General features: G+C 42.5%; 12 protein-coding genes. 9 read left to right on the plus strand and 3 right to left on the minus strand.

Going from position 1 to position 20958, the window contains the following annotated elements; genetic code table 11:
• Positions 1-3: 3 nt before the first annotated feature.
• Positions 4-1305: a GntP family permease gene (locus IT970_RS15460; RefSeq protein ID WP_036973562.1), complete on the minus strand. Its 1302-nt coding sequence runs from the start codon at positions 1303-1305 to the stop codon at positions 4-6.
• Between the two features lie 294 nt (positions 1306-1599).
• Here IT970_RS15460 and IT970_RS15465 point away from each other — a divergent pair, with 294 nt between their 5' ends.
• From IT970_RS15465 to IT970_RS15500, 8 genes are all read left to right on the plus strand, one after another.
• The gene (locus IT970_RS15465; RefSeq protein ID WP_036973565.1) at positions 1600-3891 is read left to right on the plus strand and encodes a TonB-dependent receptor; all 2292 of its coding nucleotides are present in this window, start codon (positions 1600-1602) and stop codon (positions 3889-3891) included.
• Between the two features lie 100 nt (positions 3892-3991).
• The gene (locus tag IT970_RS15470) at positions 3992-4654 is read left to right on the plus strand and encodes a response regulator transcription factor (RefSeq protein WP_036973567.1); all 663 of its coding nucleotides are present in this window, start codon (positions 3992-3994) and stop codon (positions 4652-4654) included.
• Between the two features lie 232 nt (positions 4655-4886).
• Positions 4887-6371 carry a serine hydrolase domain-containing protein gene (locus IT970_RS15475; protein ID WP_231387292.1) on the plus strand — a complete coding sequence of 495 codons (1485 nt, stop codon included), beginning with the start codon at positions 4887-4889 and terminating at the stop codon, positions 6369-6371.
• Between the two features lie 161 nt (positions 6372-6532).
• Positions 6533-7810 carry an HlyD family secretion protein gene (locus tag IT970_RS15480; RefSeq protein ID WP_036973572.1) on the plus strand — a complete coding sequence of 426 codons (1278 nt, stop codon included), beginning with the start codon at positions 6533-6535 and terminating at the stop codon, positions 7808-7810.
• Positions 7807-8562, plus strand: a complete 756-nt coding sequence (locus IT970_RS15485) for an ABC transporter ATP-binding protein (protein ID WP_036973573.1) — start codon at positions 7807-7809, stop codon at positions 8560-8562. Before IT970_RS15480 ends, IT970_RS15485 begins: the two co-directional genes overlap by 4 nt.
• Position 8563: 1 nt before the next feature.
• Complete coding sequence (locus tag IT970_RS15490; RefSeq protein ID WP_036973575.1) at positions 8564-11014, plus strand: ABC transporter permease; 2451 nt, start codon at positions 8564-8566, stop codon at positions 11012-11014.
• A gap of 64 nt (positions 11015-11078) precedes the next feature.
• Positions 11079-12455, plus strand: a complete 1377-nt coding sequence (locus IT970_RS15495) for a sigma-54-dependent transcriptional regulator (protein ID WP_118844745.1) — start codon at positions 11079-11081, stop codon at positions 12453-12455.
• On the plus strand, positions 12456-13745 hold the full coding sequence (locus IT970_RS15500) for a sensor histidine kinase (RefSeq protein WP_180311235.1): 1290 nt from the start codon (positions 12456-12458) through the stop codon (positions 13743-13745).
• Here the strand turns inward: IT970_RS15500 and IT970_RS15505 are convergent.
• Positions 13738-14256 carry a DUF2569 domain-containing protein gene (locus IT970_RS15505; RefSeq protein ID WP_118844747.1) on the minus strand — a complete coding sequence of 173 codons (519 nt, stop codon included), beginning with the start codon at positions 14254-14256 and terminating at the stop codon, positions 13738-13740. The genes IT970_RS15500 and IT970_RS15505 overlap by 8 nt on opposite strands.
• A 207-nt stretch (positions 14257-14463) precedes the next feature.
• On the opposite strand from IT970_RS15505, the gene IT970_RS15510 reads away from it, so the two are divergent.
• Positions 14464-17433 (plus strand): DUF3857 domain-containing transglutaminase family protein, encoded by a 2970-nt coding sequence (locus IT970_RS15510; RefSeq protein WP_118844748.1) that lies wholly within the window; start codon positions 14464-14466, stop codon positions 17431-17433.
• Here the strand turns inward: IT970_RS15510 and IT970_RS15515 are convergent.
• The gene (locus IT970_RS15515; protein WP_118844749.1) at positions 17430-20879 is read right to left on the minus strand and encodes a PAS domain-containing hybrid sensor histidine kinase/response regulator; all 3450 of its coding nucleotides are present in this window, start codon (positions 20877-20879) and stop codon (positions 17430-17432) included. The genes IT970_RS15510 and IT970_RS15515 overlap by 4 nt on opposite strands.
• Positions 20880-20958: the final 79 nt, after the last annotated feature.

Raw genomic sequence — 20958 nt, forward strand, 5'->3', positions numbered from 1 at the left:
TCCTTAAAATAAAATAAAGAGTCCAAGTGCCAATGCCACACCTATGAGCGGAATAACCGCTGTTAGCGCTGCCATTGACCAATAAGCGCGTTGATGCGTTTCTTTACAGATAGCGCGTATGGTCGTTACCACATAGCCATTATGCGGCAAGGTGTCGAGTGCGCCCGAGCTAATTGCCACCACACGGTGTAGTTGCTCTGGGTTCACACCCATATCTAAATACCCAGGTGCGACAAGGGGTAATGCAATGGCTTGCCCGCCAGAAGCCGAACCAGTTAAACCCGCAATGACACTCACGGCAACCGCAGCCCCTACAAGTTCATTACCAGGCATATGCGTCATTACATCCACAGCAGCAGTAAACGCAGGTGACACCTTAGCCACCGCACCAAAACCAACAACTGCTGCGGTATTACCAATGGCGACCAATGCCCCGGTTGTGCCCACATTAATGGCATTCCCCATATCGTGAAAATGCTTAAAGTTAATAATCACAATACTTAACACCCCTCCCAGCAACGCAACGATCAATGCTGTTTGCTGTAACACATCGTGTAAAGTAAATGATAAAAGCAGTACCACAATCAAAGGGATCACACCCGTAATTGGGTGCGGGCGACGGCGTTCAATTATTACCGGGTCGTCATCACGCGCTTCAAAAGTTTCGCCATTAGCCACCGCTTTTTTGATCATTTTGTTTAACCAAAAATACCCTGCTATAGCCATGAAAATAGCCACCACTAAACTCACTTCCCATGCAGCATAAGGCGAGGTACCTAAGTGCTTCACGGGGATCCAGTTTTGGATTTCAGGTGAACCAGCCGAGGTCATGGTAAAGGTCACTGAGCCAAATGCGAGGGTCGCTGGAATAAAACGGCGCGGTAAATTGGCATCTTTAAACAAACTAAGTGCCATTGGGTAGACAGAAAACGCTACGATAAACACGCTAACGCCACCATACGTTAATACAGCACACGCAATCACCACAGCAAGCACCGCGTGCTTCATGCCTAGTTTACCCACAATATAACTTGCCACACTGTCTGCCGCACCCGTGTCTTCCATAAACTTACCGAATAAAGATCCCAGCAAGAACATAAAGAACCACGCACTTAAGAAACCAGCAAAGCCGTCCATATAGGCATTGATAAAGTTTGAGTCAGCCGACACAGGAAAAATAGCCATGCCACTACTGAGTGCGACAAGTAGCGCACAGATTGGCGCGGCAATAAATAAATTTACCCCACGCAACGTTAAAATGATCAGCAGTATTAAACCGCCTAACAGTCCTATCATGCTCAGCATAGACATTCCTATAATTATTGTTATTAAACAGATGAGGTGACATCGGAATAATGCATTCAGTCTTACCTTAAGCGCCAAAAAAAGACATAACACTAAGGTACTATCTGCTTTAAAAATAGCTTAAAAGCTTGATAAATAAAGGCCTATAGCGGGTATAGCACTATGGTACTAATTCATTTTTCGCAACTATCTTCTACATTAACTGACAGGTGACACGGGCAAATATTATGAGTCTTAGGCAACATCATCGTGAGTGGCCACAAGACAAATGACAACAATAACAAGGAATACAACATGATAAAGCTTAACCCAAAAGTCGCGCCACTTACTCTGGCAGTCTCCCTTGCTTTAGCAGGTGTGAATGCGCAAGCAGCTGATCAAGCAGAACCTGCAGCCAAGAAAGGTGAACTTGAACGCATTCAGGTAACAGCGCGTAAAACCGTTGAAAACCTACAAGAAGTACCTGTTGCAGTGACCTCAATTGGTGCTGAAGAGCTGGCTGAAAATGGCATATCAGTGATGACCGAAGTTCAGCAGTTTTCACCTAACACCACACTACAAGCAAGCCGTGGTACTAACTCAACCATTACTGCATTTATTCGTGGCGTAGGTCAGCAAGATCCACTGTGGGGCTATGAGCCTGGTGTCGGTATCTATATTGACGACGTCTATTTAGCGCGTCCACAAGGTGCGGTACTCGACCTACTAGACGTACAACAAATCGAAGTACTTCGTGGTCCACAAGGGACGCTGTATGGTAAAAATACCATTGGTGGCGCAATTAAGTATGTCACCAAAGAAATGAGCGGCGATGCCATGTTAAATGTGCAGGGCACAGTGGGTAGCTACAACCAAAAGGACCTTAAAATCACAGGTCAACTGCCTATTGTTGACGAAAAACTGTATGTGGGCTTTGGGTTTGCTACATTAAACCGTGATGGCTTTGGTGAGTTTTTAACCTCAGCACTTGATAACCAAGACCGCGAAAACTACAACAAAGATGTCACTGCAGCTCGTGTTACATTAGAATACACACCAACAGATGACTTATTCTTCCGCTTAGCGTGGGATAAAACAGAAGATAAATCGAACGCCAAAGGCGGCTACCGTTTACTACCAAGCTTACTCACGGATGCGCCAGTCCCCGACAGCGTATACGACTCATACACCAGCTTACCAACATGGAATAAAGTAGAGCTTGAGGGTTACAGCTTAACTGCACGTTGGGATATGAGCGACCGCACCAGTGTTAAATACATCGGTTCGAGCCGTGAAAGTTATTCACCAACCAATATTGACTTTGATAACACCTCACTGCCTATTTTTGACGTACCGGCTATTTACGATGACGAACAAACGACACACGAAATTCAACTAAACCATCAAGGCGATAACTACAAGTTGGTGTCAGGCCTTTACTATTACGATGGTGAGTCATGTGGTCAATTTGAGGCTATTTTAGGTGTGTTAGGTCAAAGCTTAGGCGCTGCGGGATTAACGCGTGAAGTAAGCGGCTGTAGTAATTCAAATAGTAAAGCAGCCTATATACAAGGCTCGATTGATTTGAGTGAAAAATGGTCAATGACATTAGGTGCGCGCTACACCAAAGACAGCAAAGAGGCCATTGTTAACAACGGCCTTGTATTTGACATTGTTTATCCTGAATCAGACTGGATCCCAGGTTATGTGCGCCCAGAAGGCCAGCTAGTCCCTACCGTACTTGATGATGAAGAAGAGTGGTCACGCTTTACACCTCGTGCAGGTGTTGAGTACCAATACTCAAACGACATTATGTTCTTCGCAAGTTATGCGCAAGGCTTTAAATCAGGCACATTCAACCCGCGTGCAACAACCGCAGAGCCAGCTGCACGACCAGAAATTGTTGATTCTTTCGAAATGGGTATGAAGAGCGAATGGAACAATAACTTACGTGCAAACGTCACCGTATTTACCCTTGATCATAAAGACCGCCAATATATTTCTGTACTACCGGGCGACAGTGCAGCTGATTTAAACCAACGTTTAGGTAACATTGGTGAATCTAAATCAGACGGTATTGAGCTTGAACTTAATTACGTAGCAACAGAATCACTCAGCTTTGATGCCTCAGTCGGTTATATCGACAGTAGCTTCGACAATGTTATTGATTACAATCCTGAAACAGGTGAAGCATTTGACAAGTCAGACCGCTTTAGCGTTTCAAATACGCCTGATTTAACCTTTAATTTAGGTGCAACATACCGTATGTACACTGAAATGGGTGACTTTGTCGTCAATGGTAATTACTACTACCGTGGTGATTATGCACTGTTCGAAGAAGACAGCCTATTAACGCAAGATGCTTACGGTATCTTCAACATGGGTGTGACATGGTACAGCACTGATGGTCATTGGACGGCGGGTCTTTACGGTAAAAACTTAACCGACGAAGAGTACATGATTGGGGGTTACCAATTCGTAGCACCTGATCCGAGCGACCCTACCGATACTAGCAAATACACCCCAGGTTTAGGGGGTGATAATACGCTAATCGGTTACTACGGCGACCCTCGCACTGTCGCTTTCACCGTAGGTTACCGTTTCTAAATCCTTGTGTGAGAAAGGTTTGCCTGATACTTCCCCTCAGGCAAACCTTGTTTCCAACTGTAAAATCACTTATAACATAACGCATTGGAGAATCGAGGGAATGTCTTTAGCTGTGAACACCATAATCGCCGATGATCATCCGTTATTTAGAAGTGCACTTCGTCAAGCGGCCGCAACATCTGTGCCTGAAGAACACATAAAAGAAACCAGTGATATTGATGGCTTATTTACATTATTAGCCGCTCACCCAGAAATTGAGCTGATTTTTTTAGATCTCACCATTCCTGGTGCAAATGGTCTGCAAGCCCTGTCGCAATTGCGTAATCACTACCCCGATATTTTAGTCATTATGGTCTCAGCCAATGAAACACCCGCCATTATTAAACAAGCAATGAGCCTAGGTGCAGCTGGCTATATTCCTAAGTCATCGTCTCTTGATGTGATCAGCGAAGCAATTAGTCATGTGCTAAATGGCGATACGTGGTTACCTCCTGAAGTTGATTTAACCGATGTGGTAATCAATGATGAGCAGAGTGAGTTTGCTCGTAACCTTGAAAAACTCACCCCACAACAATACCGCGTGCTGGCGATGATTGCCGATGGTTTACTCAATAAACAAATTGCTTTTGAAATGTCGATTCAAGAAACCACCATTAAACAGCATGTATCAGCCATTTTACGCAAACTCAATGTGTATAACCGTACTCAGGCAGGTATTTTATTTAATCAGCTTTCGCAGGTTGGTAAAATAGAAGACAACTAAAATAGAAGACAACTAAAATAGAAGACAACGAGTACTGTACTAAACCCACATTAATAAACCACAGCAATAAACGCGACTCCCGTTTTTATTTAAAATTCCCATTAGTGGGAATTTACCTTCCGCATTAAAAACAAAAAACTATATATTTTAATAACTTAAACCTTGGCACACTCCTCGCTTATGTGTTCGTAAAAAGCATATACCGATAAAAATGAACGCTAAGGATAATCACGTGTACTCAACAAGCAAAAAGCTTAGACAAAAACTCATACTACAAACCATCACCTTTCTTACCATCACATTCAGTGCTTTTTCTGTGCATGCAGACGAACTCGACCAATGGATCGTTGAGTTAATGCAAAAAAGAAATATCCCAGGGTTGCAGCTAGCTGTCGTGCAAAATAATAAAATAACCAAAACTGCCAACTATGGCACTGCAAATATTGAAGATAATATTGCCGTTGATTCAACTACTTTATTTGCTATTAACTCAGTCACCAAAGCGTTTGTCGGCGTAGCCCTAATGCAACTGGTTGAGCAAAAGAAACTAACCCTTGATGCGCCTATTTCCACTTACCTACCAGACCTCCCTAAACAGTGGCACCCAATCACAACAAGGCAACTAATGAGCCACACGTCTGGTTTACCTGAGATTTTAAAAGATGGCATTGGTAATTTAATCTCCGATCAAGGCCCTGATCACGCGTGGCAACGAGTACAAACTATGCCATTAGAATTTAATACAGGTACTCGTTTTAAATATAACCAAACAAATTACGTTATTGTCGGTCAGCTTATTAACAAACTCTCAGGCATGCCTTTTCAGGAATTTATTCAAAAAAACCAGTTACAACAGGCCGAAATGAACAGAACAATTGAAGCAGGCTTTAACAACCTCAATAACGTCGTAAAACACTCAGCGAGACGATACGAAAACCAAGGCAATGACCTTTTAAACTCTAGAGAAGCGATTTTTTCTCCTCTATTGCAAACAGCCGCGGGCATGGCTTCTACAGCAACTGAGCTGGCACATTGGCTAATTGCATTACAAACAAATCAATTAATGGGGGCTGATAGTGTGCGCAAAATGTGGACCCCTACTCGTTTATTAAATGGCAATACGCAAGGGTTTAACCAACGTTTAAATGGCTATAGCCTCGGCTGGCCTGTAATGGCGAGAGAAGAACACCCTGCGATAGCTGCTGTAGGTGGCGATAGAGCAGGTGTGTTTGTTTACCCTGAAGATAATATGTCAATCGTCATTTTAACCAACTTAATTGGCGCACTTCCCTCGCAGTTTGTTGATGAAATTGCCGGTTTTTATATCCCTGAAATGAAACGTGAGAATGGCTTTGGTTTAAGCAAAAATCTTAAAAAACTATGGCAAGTACTTGAAGTTCAAGGCTATGAAAATGCAATTGAAGCAGCACACATATTGAGCCAAAAAGAGCACATCCAATTTGATGAAAAAAATATTAACCAGTGGGGCTATTCACTTATCAATCAAGATAAGCTCAATGAAGCATTAGCCATTTTTAAACTCAACACACACCTTTTCCCAAATAGCTACAATACCTTTGATAGCTTGGCAGAAGCTTACTGGTATTTGGGTTACCACAAACACGCAATCGCCAACTATAATCATGTGCTTACGCTACAACCTGATAACGCGCATGCGAAAAAGCAACTGGCTAAGCTTGCAAAATTAAATCAATAAACGCCGTTTTTATACGCTGTCCCACTTTTGATTTATTAATCCCGGAAGTGGGAATTTCCGCATTCACAAAAACATAAAAATCCATATAATTCATAAACTTAAATATTGGCATGTTCCTCGCTATTGTATTTATTAATTAAAAACACAATGAAACATAGCCAATGGATTTAGATAGCACCTTAAAACCTAGCAATAAGCCAAGTCAGCGTAAAAAGTTGATCATTGGCGTCTTAATTATAAGCACGTTGCTTGTAATGTGGTTGGTCAAATCATGGCTCGCCCCCACGACGCTCTTGGCCAAGCAACTGCAAATCGCCACCGTTAAAAAAGCCGATTTTATAGTGAAGATACGCGGTTTTGGTCGTTTAAAACCCAAATTCCAACGCTATTTAACCAATACCGATACTGCCATGGTCGAGGCTATCCATGTTTACCCTGGCACCTTAGTGACTAAAGACACGGTTATACTCAGCTTAATAAACCCGCAACAAGCACAACGTTTATCGGTTGCACGATTAGAACTCGCCCGCCAAAAAGCCAGTGTCAATGAGCAACAAATTAACCAGCAAAGTGAACTACTTGAACGCCAAGCTAACCTCGCGATTTTAAAAAGTGAATTACAAAGTGCAGAGCTTAGAGCCGATGCCGAAAGCAAATTAGTTGAGCAAGGTATTGTTTCAAGCTTAGATTACAAACGCAGTTTACTCAGTGTCGCACAACTAACCGAACGCGTTAACATCGAAAAGCAACGCCTTATGCAACTAAAAGAAATGCACCTACAGCGCGATAAAATTCAGCAAGAGTTATTAAGCCAATTTGAGCTGAATTATCAGGTAGAACAACACGCATTTGATGAACTGCAAATCAAAGCTGGTATCGATGGCATGCTGCAAGAGCTCAATGTAGAACTTGGACAAAACCTCATGCCGGGCACCCGCCTTGCTGTTGTGGGTTCAAATAAAGCACTCAAAGCTGAGCTCAGTGTACAGCAAGCCGATGCAGAAAAAGTGGCACTTAATATGACAGCTAAAGTAAACACCTTTAGCCAAGCGGGTCAGGGAGAAGTAAGCGCTAAAGTGACCCGAATTGACCCTATCGTGACCGACGGTCGCGTGATCATAGAACTTGATTTAGAAGGGACGCTGCCTGCCAATGCTCGACCCGACTTAAGCATCGAAGGCTATGTAGTGAGTAATATCATCCCCGATGCATTAACCATTAATGTACCGCAAAGAGCAACGGCGCACAGCCATGCCACTCTTTTTAAACTCAATCCAAGTACTCAGTTAGCAGCGCCAATTAATATCGAATTTGGTACACTCAGTGACAACCAAATTCAACTTTTGAGCGGCGCCACTGAGGGCGAACAGCTGATCATTTCAGATCTTTCTAAATGGCAGCATTTGGCAACAATAAAAATCGAACAGGACAGTTTATGAAAACCAATACGCTTATCTCATTAAACAATATCGCCAAAGTCTATCGCGGCCAAAATGTTGAAACCTATGCATTAAAAAACATCAGTCTGAACATTAATCAAGGTGACTATATTTGCATTAGCGGCCCCTCTGGCTGTGGTAAATCAACGCTGCTTTCACTACTGGGCTTGCTTGATAGCCCTACAGGTGGCGACTATTTCATTAAAGATGTCGACACTAAAACCCTCGATATGGATAAACAAGCAGAGTTGAGAAATCTACATATTGGCTTTATTTTTCAGTCGTTTAATTTAATTGATGAACTATCTGTATTCGATAACGTTGCACTACCTCTCACCTATAGAGAGCCCGCAATGAGCCAAAACGACATTGAAGCGGCAGTAAAGCAAGCACTCGATGAAGTAGAAATGGGCCACCGTGCTCAGCATAAACCCAATCAATTATCGGGTGGTCAACAGCAGCGCATTGCTATCGCCCGTGCGCTGGCTGGTAAACCCAGCATTCTATTAGTGGATGAGCCAACGGGTAACTTAGACTCAAAAAATGGTGATGCGGTTATGGACTTGCTCGATGAGCTAAATAAAAAAGGCACCACGATTTGCATGGTTACCCACGACTTACGTTACGCAGGACGTGCCAAAACCCAGCTAAAACTACTCGATGGCGAAATTATTTCCTACTCAGAGGCGCGTCAAGCCTCAGATCACTTAGCAGCCACTGAACACAATGAAGAAAGTGCAGAGGTGATCTAACATGAAACTAACCAAAATACGCACTCAATTGAGTTTAGCGTGGGCATCTCTAATGAATGCTCCCGGCTTTGTAACGGCGGTTATCGCAACATTGGCACTCACCCTCGCCACCTTGTTTGTGGTACTCAGTTTAGTAAACAGCTACTTTTTAAAGCCACTAGATGTCTACGATGAAAATCGCATGGTGGTCGTTGAACAATCCCTTACTTATGATGACTACGACGCCACCGGCTTTCAAAGCTATCAGTCGATGGTGCATTGGCTCAAGCATAATCAAAGCTTCGAGCAAAGTATGATGATCAATGCTGGCGAGGAAATCTTTGCCAACCTCGATGGCCAACCAAAAGAACCGGTACTTTATGTGGGCGGCAATTATTTTGACTTGTTGCACACCCCATTCATACTAGGGCAAGGTTTTGACCTTGGCGAAACACTAGAAACACCCGACGATCGCGTAGTGATTTCAGCCAACTTTTGGCGCAAGCATTACAGCAGCGATCCGAATATTATTGGTAAGACACTCTCAGTAATGGCCGGTAAAACCGATTATGTTCACCGTATCGTGGGGGTTGTTGATGATTCATTTAGCCCACCTTATATGTTTAAAGCAAGTGATGTTGAAGTGTGGTTTCCATCAAGCGCCGACCGTCGTTTTTTTCACAATGAAGACTGGCAAAGCCCGTGGACAAACACCTTTAAAAACTTAAAGCTAATTGCCGTTTTAAAACCCGGCGTAACAATTGAGCAAGTTAAAGTCGACTTAAAACAACAAATTGACACCATAAAATCAGAATGGCTCAACAATGGCGGCATTACCGATGTAAAACCCGAAGTAACCGCCTATCGCGACGTTGAATTAGGCAAAAATGATGACTTAAGCTTAATGATGCTTGCAGGAGCCGTGGGCTTATTAATCATTGCGGTGCTGAACGTCAGTACTTTATTTTTCTCGCGTGCGCTGGCGCAACATAAAACCCTCGCTTTGCAAGCAGTGCTCGGTGCTAAACGAAAAACCTTGTTTAATAGCATATTCTTACAGTCACTGATTCTAATGACTTTGTCGGTCAGTATTGCACTGTTTTTAGCAGTCTGGGGCATTCGCTTATTTAAAGTATTGGCCGAAGGGCGTTTACCCTTGGTTAATAGCCTTGCTGTTGATAGTACACTGGTGATCGTTGCAGTGCTTTTATGTATTGCACTTGCCACTATTTTCTCACTGATAACAGCGCGTTTAGTGAATTACAAAACCCTAAACACGCAAATGCAGAACAGTGGTAAAGGCGGGGTATCACAAGTATCTGGCCGTACGGTACGCATTTTAATTGGCTCACAAATGTTTGTTGCCGCTCTACTCGTTAGCTTTTCGGTAATGGTTGTAAGCAAAGCCCTCGGTACGATTAACCGCCCTTTAGGCAGTGACACTGAGAACCTCTATTTTGCCAACCTGTTCCAGCCAAATAATCAAATGTCATTGGCTGAGCGCTACGAACACATGCTGCAATACAAGCAAGTTTTACTTAATAGCGAAGGCATTGAAGATGTGGCTCTCGGTCACAGCCCGGTGTCGCCAAGACAAAACGCCAATACCCTGACTGATGTTAATGGTAAAAGCTCAATTTTCTTCCCAAGTCAGTGGGTGGGGCCTGATTACTTTGCTTTAGTTAACACGCAAATTCTTGCGGGGCGCACTTTTACTGAGCAAGCAATACGCGGTGAAACCAACGAGATACTGGTGTCACAAAGCGTGGCAGAAAACTTATTACCCGATCAAGATTATCGCAATATTATTGGTAAATCTTATCAAGGCCTGGAAGAAAAAATGTTTGAAGTGGTCGGCGTAACCGAAGACTTTAATCACCCAAAATACTACGACGAGTCGTTTGGCCGTCATATTTGGTGGCCGGCCCAGCCGTATAGCTATATGTTCACAATTAAAGCCTCTGAAGGCGTCAAGCTGACCAATAAACAAATACTTAATACACTAAAAGAAAAGAACAGCGACTTAACCATGTGGCAGTTTAATGACTTACAACACGAGTATGACAATTTACTGTATATGAGCCGACTAACTGTGGTTCTGTGTAGTACCTTAGCGCTATTTACTCTATTATTAGCGGCAATCGGTATTTTTGGGGTACTGAGCTACAACCTTGGTCTGCGCCGTTATGAATTCGGTATACGCATGGCTTTAGGTGCTAAAAAAGCACGTTTATTCAAACTGATGAGTGTTGAAGCGATTATCCCTGTTTTAATTGGTTTTAGTGTCGCGTTGGCTGCTGTGATTGCTGGTTTTTACTTATTACAAGGGCAGCTAATGTCTTGGCTGGTACTTGATGTAAGGCTGCAATTACTCGCTTGGAGCATTACCTTATGTATTGCCCTATTCGCTTGCTTTAGGCCTTTGGTTTTACTGCTTAAAGCAAAACCTATGGCTGCACTGCGTAACGATTAACAGCACAAAACGGTGGCTTAAGTGCTAACTTAAGCCACATCAACAGGACAAAAAGAAAAACATCATGGACAAAATCTTAGTCATTGACGATCAAGCTGATGTGCGTCTGGCTGCAACCGTTGCATTACAACAACTCGGCTTACAATGCCTTGAAGCGGAAGGCCCTGAACACGCTTTTGACGTGTTGAAATCAGAACATATTAGCTTAATTTTACTCGACATGAACTACAAACTCGACACCACATCGGGTGAGGAAGGACTGCGTTTTTTAAAGCAACTAAATACGTTAGGTTCAACCATTCCCGTGATCGTAATGACGGCGTGGGCAAGCATTGATGTCGCCGTTAAAGCCATGCAATTAGGCGCGGTCGATTTTGTCGAAAAGCCATGGAATAATTTGCGCTTAACAGCGGTGGTGCAACAGCAGTTAAAACTAAAACAAAGCCACCATGATAATGCCTGCTTAAAAGCACTTACCAATAACACACACGCTAGCTATATAGCCCATTCTGAGGTAATGCAACAACTACTCGCCAAAGCAGAGCGCGCCGCAAAAACCGATGCCAGTATTTTAATTACCGGCGAAAATGGCACAGGCAAAAGTTTACTGGCCAATTATATCCACCAGCATTCTATACGCAGTGACAAACGCTATGTAAGCGTAAATATAGGCGCCATTGCGCCATCACTCTTTGAAAGCGAATTATTTGGCCATAAAAAAGGGGCGTTTACTGACGCCAAAGAAGATCGCTTAGGGCGTTTTGAAATTGCCGAAGGGGGCACTTTATTTCTTGATGAGATAGCCACTTTGAGCCTTGAACTACAAAGCAAAATGCTGCGCGTGCTCGAAAGCAAAGAATTTGAGGTATTAGGTTCAAGCCAGACCAGAACAGCCGATGTTCGGATTATTTCGGCAACCAACTCAGAACTTGCAACGGCGATTGAGCAAGGTGAATTCCGCCGTGATTTACTGTTTAGACTCAACACCATTGAGCTACATATTCCTGCGCTTCGCGACAGAAAAGCGGATATTGCCCCCTTAGCGGAGCATTTATTACTCACTCATGGTAAAAAATACCAACGTTCAAATATGTCGCTAAGTAACTCAGCCATCGAGGCATTAGAACAATACAGTTGGCCGGGTAATATTCGTGAACTGAGCCACTGCATTGAACGTGCTGTGATCATGAGTGACAACATCAATATTCAAGCAAGCGATCTCATTTTAGATCAACCTAGCTGCGAGCAACCTATTAACAGTGCAGATAAAACGCTGCCCTTATTGCCTCTTGAAGAGCTTGAAAAACAGATGATTCAAAAAGCGCTGCTGCAATTTAATGGCAATGTGATTGCTGCTGGCGAATTTTTAGGGTTAAGTAAATCAGCTATTTATCGTCGCATTGATAAACACCAACTTGACCTAAAAGAAGTAGATCGTTAAATGGGTGCAAAGCTGTCGTTAGAGAAGCGTGTAAAACGTTATTATTCTGTGGTGTTAATTGCTCTATTCACACTGGGCATCGCACTCACATTGAGCCTAAAGCTCGACTGGTTCGCCAGCATTAGTCTACTGCTGCCTTTTATTGGCGTAAGCGCATTCGCATTAATTAAAAGCTACCGTCTGATCACCGATGTCGTAGAGCGTTTTGGTTTACAGCTTGACGCACTCGCCAACGACGAGAGCAATAGCTGGCATTTAGCTTTTTATGAAAGTGGCCGAGTTGCCTCACTCAAAAACGACTTTGCTAAGCTGAGCGATAAAATAGCGAAAAACAAACGCCACTATATGCAAACCGAAGAGTTTGTATTTGAGTTTGCGAGCATGCTAGATTTACCCATTGTGATATTAGACCCACATAGCTTGGTATATTTTAGCAACCGTGCTTTTTTAAACAGTATACAAAATAGCAATATAGAAGGTAAAACTGCCAGTGAGCTGGGGTTAACACTTCAAGACGGGCAATGGCAGCAGCAAAAAAGCGCCCCCTTTACACAGCGCTTTCAGATAGCCTCTCAAACTTTTTGGCGGGCTGGCAGAAGCTTTGAATTACTGACCTTTTTTTCTATCGAGAAACAACTTCGCGAAAACGAGCAGCTTGTCTGGCAGCGCCTCATTCGGGTATTAAATCACGAAGTTCGTAACTCCCTCACCCCGATTTATTCAATGAGCCAATCGCTGCAAACCATGAAGCGTCAGGGACAAATAAGCAATCACGATGATCTTGCTCAAGATATGCTGCAAGTCATCGAAAAACGCGCCCAGCACTTGTTAGACTTTGTGAGCAGTTACAGCGCCTTTGCAAAACTACCACCTGCAAACAAACAACCGATAAGCAACGAGCAATTAAATACGCGTTTAACAGCTATCTTCCCTGAACTCGTTATAAATAGCAGCGAAAAGCTGCATTTTAGTGCCGATTTAGGGCAACTCGAACAAGCCTTAATCAACCTGATAAAAAATGCATTTGAAGCAGGTAGCAATTCTGCTCCTAGCCTCACTTGGTCAAGACAAGGTGATAACTTAAATATTGAAATTAGCGACCAAGGTTGTGGCATTCAAAACCCCGACAACCTATTTGTGCCATTTTACTCAACCAAAGCTAACGGCACAGGCATAGGACTGATAATCACCCGCGAACTAATACGCAATCAAGGTGGCGAGCTTACTTTAACGTCGCAGCCAGCGCACGGAACGCAAGCAAAAGTGAGCGTGCCCTGCAGCACTATTTAACAAATGTTGCTTTAACACGCTGAGATAAAAGCATATAGGGGCCCCAAATTAAGGCTTGAATAACTCCCCTTATCAGCATAGTTTTCATTTCACTATCAAAAATGGTGACACTCGGCACAAGTAAGCTCACAACAAAAGCATCAAGCACTATAAATGCGAGGCCGCCGAGTAAAATAGCTAAATACCAGCTAACAAATGCTTTTTTATGCTTAAAGAACAACACAATCAAATAAAGTGATGCAAAAAATAATGTAACATTAAAGAGTATCTCAATAATTAAAAGAGGCTCCCACAACGGGTGATACATATCACCAAATTGTGAGGTTAATCTTTGCCACATATCAGTAGTAAAGATAGGTTTAAATATGTTGATACTTTCATAAAAAACCCGAAGTGGGCTGATAACCACTCCAATAGCAACCAGAATCAGCCAACCTTTTATACCGACTAAATCCTTATCTCCTTGAACATCGGCTGTTTGAGTCGCGCTTTGTTGTTTAACCTCTTCCATGACATCTCCTTTTTATTATTTTTTCACTATACGCCGATTTTTGAAGAATCCTATTTCCACCTCACACTATTTAAACATCATCCACTCTTCATTTTCACCAAATGCCTTTATAACTAAAAAAGAGACAAAAAAGGCTAATTTTGGTTGGCTAATACTGTTTATTTCAGTAATTTGTCATATAAAACTAAACGTAATTAGAAAATAATAATGAAATGGACGCACCTATACCTCACGTTATCATCGCTTTTTTTACTTTTTATAAGCTGCTTGGTAGTTGCTGATGATTACCAGGTTACGCCAGCGGATAGCTGGGTCAAACAGCATGAACTACTAACACCGAATATCCCCAATGAGCATATTAAAGATGGGACCTTCTATCTTATGCTCGATACACAGTTTAAGGTGACTGAACAAGCACCACAGCAACGCTTTACTCGAACGGTTATGCAAGCTGCCAATCAATCTGGAGTAGATTATATTAGTCAACTCAATATTGATTTTGACCCTAGTTATCAATCACTTTCGCTCAATAGTTTAGGGATTATCCGTAATGGTGAATATATAGACAAACTGGGTAGTGCTCAGCGACAGGTTTTACAACGTGAGACCGACCTAGCAAGTCGAATATACAATGGCACATTAAGCCTAAATATCATTATTGATGATATGCGGGTAATGGATATATTAGATTACAGCTATACGATTTCGGGCAGCAATCCAGTTTATCAACACTTTAGTACAGCGAGAACTCTTAATTGGTCTGTGCCTGTCGTGCAGCAATTTATGCGGGTTCTATGGCAAAAGCCAAACCCTTTACACATCAACTTTGTCAATGGCGAATCAACTCTTATCAGTACTCCCCTAAATATAGGATTTGACTACCAAATAAACCAACACAATGAACCTACAATGATCTCAGCAAGTGAAGTACCTTATTGGTACTCACCGTATAAACAAGTTTATTTCTCTGAAGTTAATAACTGGCAAGAGGTCATCGATTGGTCACTGCCACTTTACCAATCAGCCATTGAAATTAGCCCTGCTATTGAAACTATTACTCGTCAAATCAAGTTGCAGCATACTGATTTAGAGTCACAAATAGTTGCAGCACTGCGTTTCAGTCAAGACGAAGTTCGTTACTTGGGGCTCGAAATGGGCACCAACTCGCATCGGCCAACTCCGGCATCAGAAACCCTTGCACTGCGCTATGGTGATTGTAAAGACAAAACAGTACTGCTTATTTCATTGTTAAAAGCACTGGGCGTTGACGCCTATCCAGCATTGGTAAATACAGAAGAAACAAAGCGTTTAGCGAGGTTACCTGTCGCCCCAAACTTATTTGATCACGTCATTGTCACCCTAGAGCACCAAGGGAAGCGCTATTGGCTTGATCCTACCACGTCATATCAACGCGGCGACTTAGCGCATTTAGCACAACCAAACTATGGCGTGGCTTTAATCGTTAAAGAAGGTGAAACAGGCTTTACAGACATGCTTACTAAGCCTCTGGTCAAGCGTGTTCAAGTCTTTGATAGCTACTCAATCCCCGAAAAGGTAGATGATGCCACCCACTTTACAACTCGCTATGAATACGGCGATTATGAAGCGATAAGCCGCCGTAGTTCAATAGCAAAAAATAGCCTTAAAAGCACAGAAGATGATTACAGAGAATATTATCAAGACTCTTTCAAAGGTTTAAAAACAGCTAAACCCATGACCGTAGATACCCTTGATGACACAGGTCAACTAATTACAAATGAATACTACACAATTGATAATTTCTGGAAACCTGACAATAAAGGCTATCGCAACGATTTTTATGCCAGCGAAATTCAAAACAGCGTTTATAAACCAGAACAGCTAGAGCGTAATGCACCCATGTGGTTTCGGTATCCAAATGATATTGAAACAACAATTCAAATCGCATTCTCAGAGCCTAATTGGGAATTTGAGGAAGAACAACTCAGTATCGACAATCCCTTTTTCCATCTGGAAAAACGCGTTACCTTCAAAGACTCTATACTTACCCTTTACTTTGATTACAGTGCGAAGCAAGACCATATTCCTGCAGACCAAATAGAGCAATACCTCAACGCGCGGAAAAAACTAATTAACGAAACGCAATATGGCATTATCAAATATGTTACTAACACTGCGACTACCATGCAGGTAGATGAAGAAACCAATTGGTATAGCGTTTTTATTTTAAGCTACTTAGCGGCAATCATCTTTTTCATCGCGGCTTGGCGTTTTGAAGTTCGAAAACGTCCAGAATTTGAAGGTACGCAGTTCTACCCTGTCAGTAACAGTAAGTTTGTTATTTACAGCTTATTCAGCTTAGGAATATTCATTAACTACTGGAGCTATCGCAACTGGAAAGCGATAAAAGAGCAACAACAAAGCCATATAATGCCGATTGCCCGAGGTATATTTGCACCACTGTTTTTTATTCCGTTGTTACTTGAGCTTTGCAAGCACAGCGAACAAACCTTTGGCAAAAATAAGATCATGCCCGTCGCGGTTGGGTTCGTGTTATGGCTGGCGATTATCATTTCTGAAGTCGTAAGCTATAACTGGGAATATGGTACCTGGCTGTTTTTAGTTACGCCTGTTTTATGGTTGCCTCTAGTTAATTACATTCAAAACCTCAAGCAACCTGAACAAGCTCTTGAGTATCACTCTCAATGGCGAGCAAGGCAGGTTATCATTTCGATATTCATGTTGCCTTGGCTATTTTATGGCTTAATTTATGAGCTATATTTGTTGCCAAATTCAACCATAGTAACCGGCGATAAGCTATGGTCGTATCAAGTTAACTTTTTAAAACGAAAAGAGATCATCCCAGCAAATGAGAATGTGCAATACTTTTATAGTGATGCCTTTGTTGATTTTAAAACTGATGGAAACGGCATAACTGAAAACACCATTTTTAGTTACTGGGAAAATGAGCACGGTGTGCTTGAGAAAGATCAGCGCCGCTTTAGTGACATTAAAAAGCTCAACGTTGATTATGCTAAAAGCGCCCTACTAACCACCACGCTAACGGTCATTGACCACAATGGTGATGAAATGCTGTTATTTTTGAGCCATGAAGATGACTTAGATAAGAAGTTTGTCGCTGAGGTAGAGCGCTTAATTAAAGCCAATACCCCAGCAACTGAGCAAAACGCAGATTAAGTCAGTCGCTTAATCATACGCTTTAATGCGGGCGCTTTCAGTGGCTTATAAAGCAACGGATAGCCCGCATCGAGCACTAACTCGCGTATACCCTCGTCATGGTTTGCGGTATTTACAATTGCAGGCAGTGTTGTTAAGCCTGCTTGCTCTATGACCTCAAGACCCGTAACACCATCATCAAGTTGATAATCAATGATCAGCAACTGCGGCAAGGGCTGCTCAGCTTTTAATTGTTCCAGCTCAGCTAAGTTAGTTGCCGTAGAGATTTCGCATCCCCAGTTTTCAAGTAACTGCTTTAATGCCTCTAATACATTACTATCGTTATCCAGCAGCCAAATTCTTAATTGCCCAAGTTCTGTTTCTTGCGATATTTCAGCATGTTGCGCCTGCTTTGGTGCAGTGCTAACTTTGCACGGTAAGGTTAAAGTAAACTGTGTACCTTTGCCCAGCTCAGAGCCCATTACGAGCGGTATTTTTAATAAGTCGCAAATACGTTTTGTAATGGCAAGGCCTAACCCAAGTCCTTCAGCACTCGGTTTAACACCCAACTGCTTAAACTCTTGGAATATGGTGTGTTGATCACCGGCAGCAATACCAATCCCTGTATCTTCAACAATAAACGATACATGGTCATCATCGTGATGCATTTTCAGGCGAACTTCGCCGTGCTCCGTATAACGAATTGCATTACTGAGTAAATTGCGAAGCACACGACGCAATAATGCTTTGTCTGTATGCAAACGGACATCACATGTTTCTAAAATGAACTTTAACCCTTTGTCACTTGCTAACGCTTCGTAATCATTGCGCAATGGTTCAACCAAACTACTGATGGCAAATTCACTCATTTGCACTTTAAATGATCCCGAATCAAGTTTAGTTAACTCTAAAATACTCGATAACAATTCTTCAGCACTGCCGAGCGAATTCTTAATATTCATTGCCAGTTCTTTAAGTTCTGTGTCTTGGGCTTTTTCATTCATTAAGGAACAAAATAAGCTCGCAGCATTAAATGGCTGTAATAAATCATGGCTGGCAGCTGCAAAAAAGCGCGTTTTACTGACGGTTGCTTGCTCGGCGACTTGTTTTGCCATTGATAGCTCTTGGTTCGCTTGAGTGAGTGCTAAGGTCCGTGCCGCCACTTTTTCTTCAAGGCTCACATTGGCCTCTGTGAGTGCTTTTTGTTGTTTTACAAATTCAGTAATATCTGTGTAAGTCGTTACAAAGCCACCACCTGGCAGCGGATTACCTTGCATTTCAAACACGCGGCCATCATTGTGTGAGCGCTGATATTTATACGCACTGCCTTGGCGCAAATACGCCAAGCGTTTTTCAACTTCACTGGTCATACTTTCACCGCTAAACAAGCCGCGCTCAGCATTAAAGCGAATAATATCGGCAACCGGACGACCGATATACAAGGCATCATCTGGGTAAGCAAACATGTTTTTGTAGCCTTGATTCCAAGCAACTAAACGCAGTTCACTGTCGACTACACTGATACCTTGTTGAATATTTTCTATGGTTGATTGCAACAGGTCACGATTAAATTTCAATACTTGGCTTGCTTCATCAACAAATTCAGCAACTTGCTCAAGAGGTTGGCGCTGCTCATTTTTGGCAACATCCAAAATAAGCCGTGCTGAAGCGCCCCCGATGACCGCCGACATTTCACGCTCTACGAGTAACTCAAGTTCAACATTTGCGGGCCGCTTCCATTTACTTTTATCTTCAGGAAAATAGTGATTTACCAGCGATTGCCCCGCTTCTTTTTCAGCAAAGCGCTGCAATAAAGCCCCTAAATCGTGATAACTTAAAGGCTGCAAATGGTTACTTACACGAGATTCATTTCCTTGAGCAACAAACTTATTACTTTGTAAACGCTCAGCCAGTGTTGCACGACTAAACAGAGGCACCAAAAAGTACACCAAACAATTCGCACCCAACGATAACAATAAAGCCTGACTGATACTTTCAAGACCCAGCGAAAATAAATCAGTCGGTGCAAGCCAGTTAATGTGCCAAGGGCCATCAACCAACCATTGGCTATCGTTACCTAATCCGCCCGCTAAATTGGGCAGTAATAACGTGTAACCCCAAATAATAAAACCACTCAAAATACCCAGTTGTGCACCCCGGCAAGACGCTTGTCGCCACCACAAACCAATGATCATGGCCGGTGAAAATTGGGCGACCAACGTAAACGACATCAAACCAACATTAGCTAAGGTAGTGCTTTCGCCTAAAACCCGATGCGTGAAGTAACTTAATAATAAAATCAGTACGATAACGATTTTACGCGCATGCAAAAGGTTATTTTTATCCAAGCCTCGGCTACTCGACGTGAGTTGTGAGCGGCGTAAAATGAACTGGTTAATAAAGTCATTGGTGATCATCACCGAGAGTACAATTGCCGACACAATCACCATACTCGTCGCCGCTGAAAAGCCGCCTAAAAAGGCCAACAATGCAACAAAGGCATCGTCTGCGGCCATGGGTAATGCCAATACAAAGGTATCGTAGCCTACGTCTTGTCCTTGAAAATAAATAAGCCCGGCATACGCAATCGGCAAAATAAACAAGTTGATAAGTAATAAGTAAATAGGAAACAGCCAACGTGCTGAAGCCAGTTCTTTATCGTTATTTTTTTCAATAAAGCTCATATGAAACTGACGTGGTAAGCACAAGGTAGCCAAAATACCCAAGAGAGTATGTGCAACATACACATAGGTCGGACTCTTTGAAGCCGCAACTTGTTGGTCAATATTTAATTGTTGTGCCGTTTCAAAAAGAGCGATGGGACTGTCGAATAAAACGAAGCATACGTATAAACCAACCGCTAAAAATGCCAGAAGTTTCACCACCGACTCAAAGGCAATACTGGCGATTAAACCGGGGTTATGTTCACTGGGTTTTAAGCGTCTTGCACCAAATAAAATTGCAAATAACGCCAACAAGAGCGTGATATAAAAAGTGCTGTCGGCCCATACCTCACTGCTTTGTGTCACTGCTCGGTCGGTTAGTAAATTAATACTTTGTGCGGTCGCACTGAGTTGCAACGAAATATACGGTACAATAGCAATCACAGAAATTAGCGATATTAAGCCCGACAAGCTTGATGATTGACCATAACGAGTCGCGATAAAGTCAGCCATGGAAGTGATTTTTTGCTGTCTACAAATATGGGCAATTCGGCAGTAAATCTGCCAGCCAAAAATAAACAGCAGAATCGTGCCAGCGTACGTTGGAGCTAACCACCAGCCGTTATAAGCTGCTTGCGCCGTAGTGCCAAAAAAAGCCCACGACGTACAATACACGCCCAACGACAAACCATAAGTTAAGCCTTTAAAAGGCAACACCTTTCTTTTATCAGCCCAGCCTGCAACAGCAAATAAAATTGCTAAATAAACAATCGCAAGTAGGCTTATTGACCAAATTGAAAACATCGCATGTGATTTTTTTAATTATTATGACACCAGCATAGTTTTTATTGGCGCTAATTTACAGCCTAACTTTAGTGCTAAT

It is taken from the genome of Pseudoalteromonas sp. A41-2 (assembly GCF_015767615.1).
In the GTDB taxonomy this organism is placed as follows: domain Bacteria; phylum Pseudomonadota; class Gammaproteobacteria; order Enterobacterales; family Alteromonadaceae; genus Pseudoalteromonas; species Pseudoalteromonas lipolytica.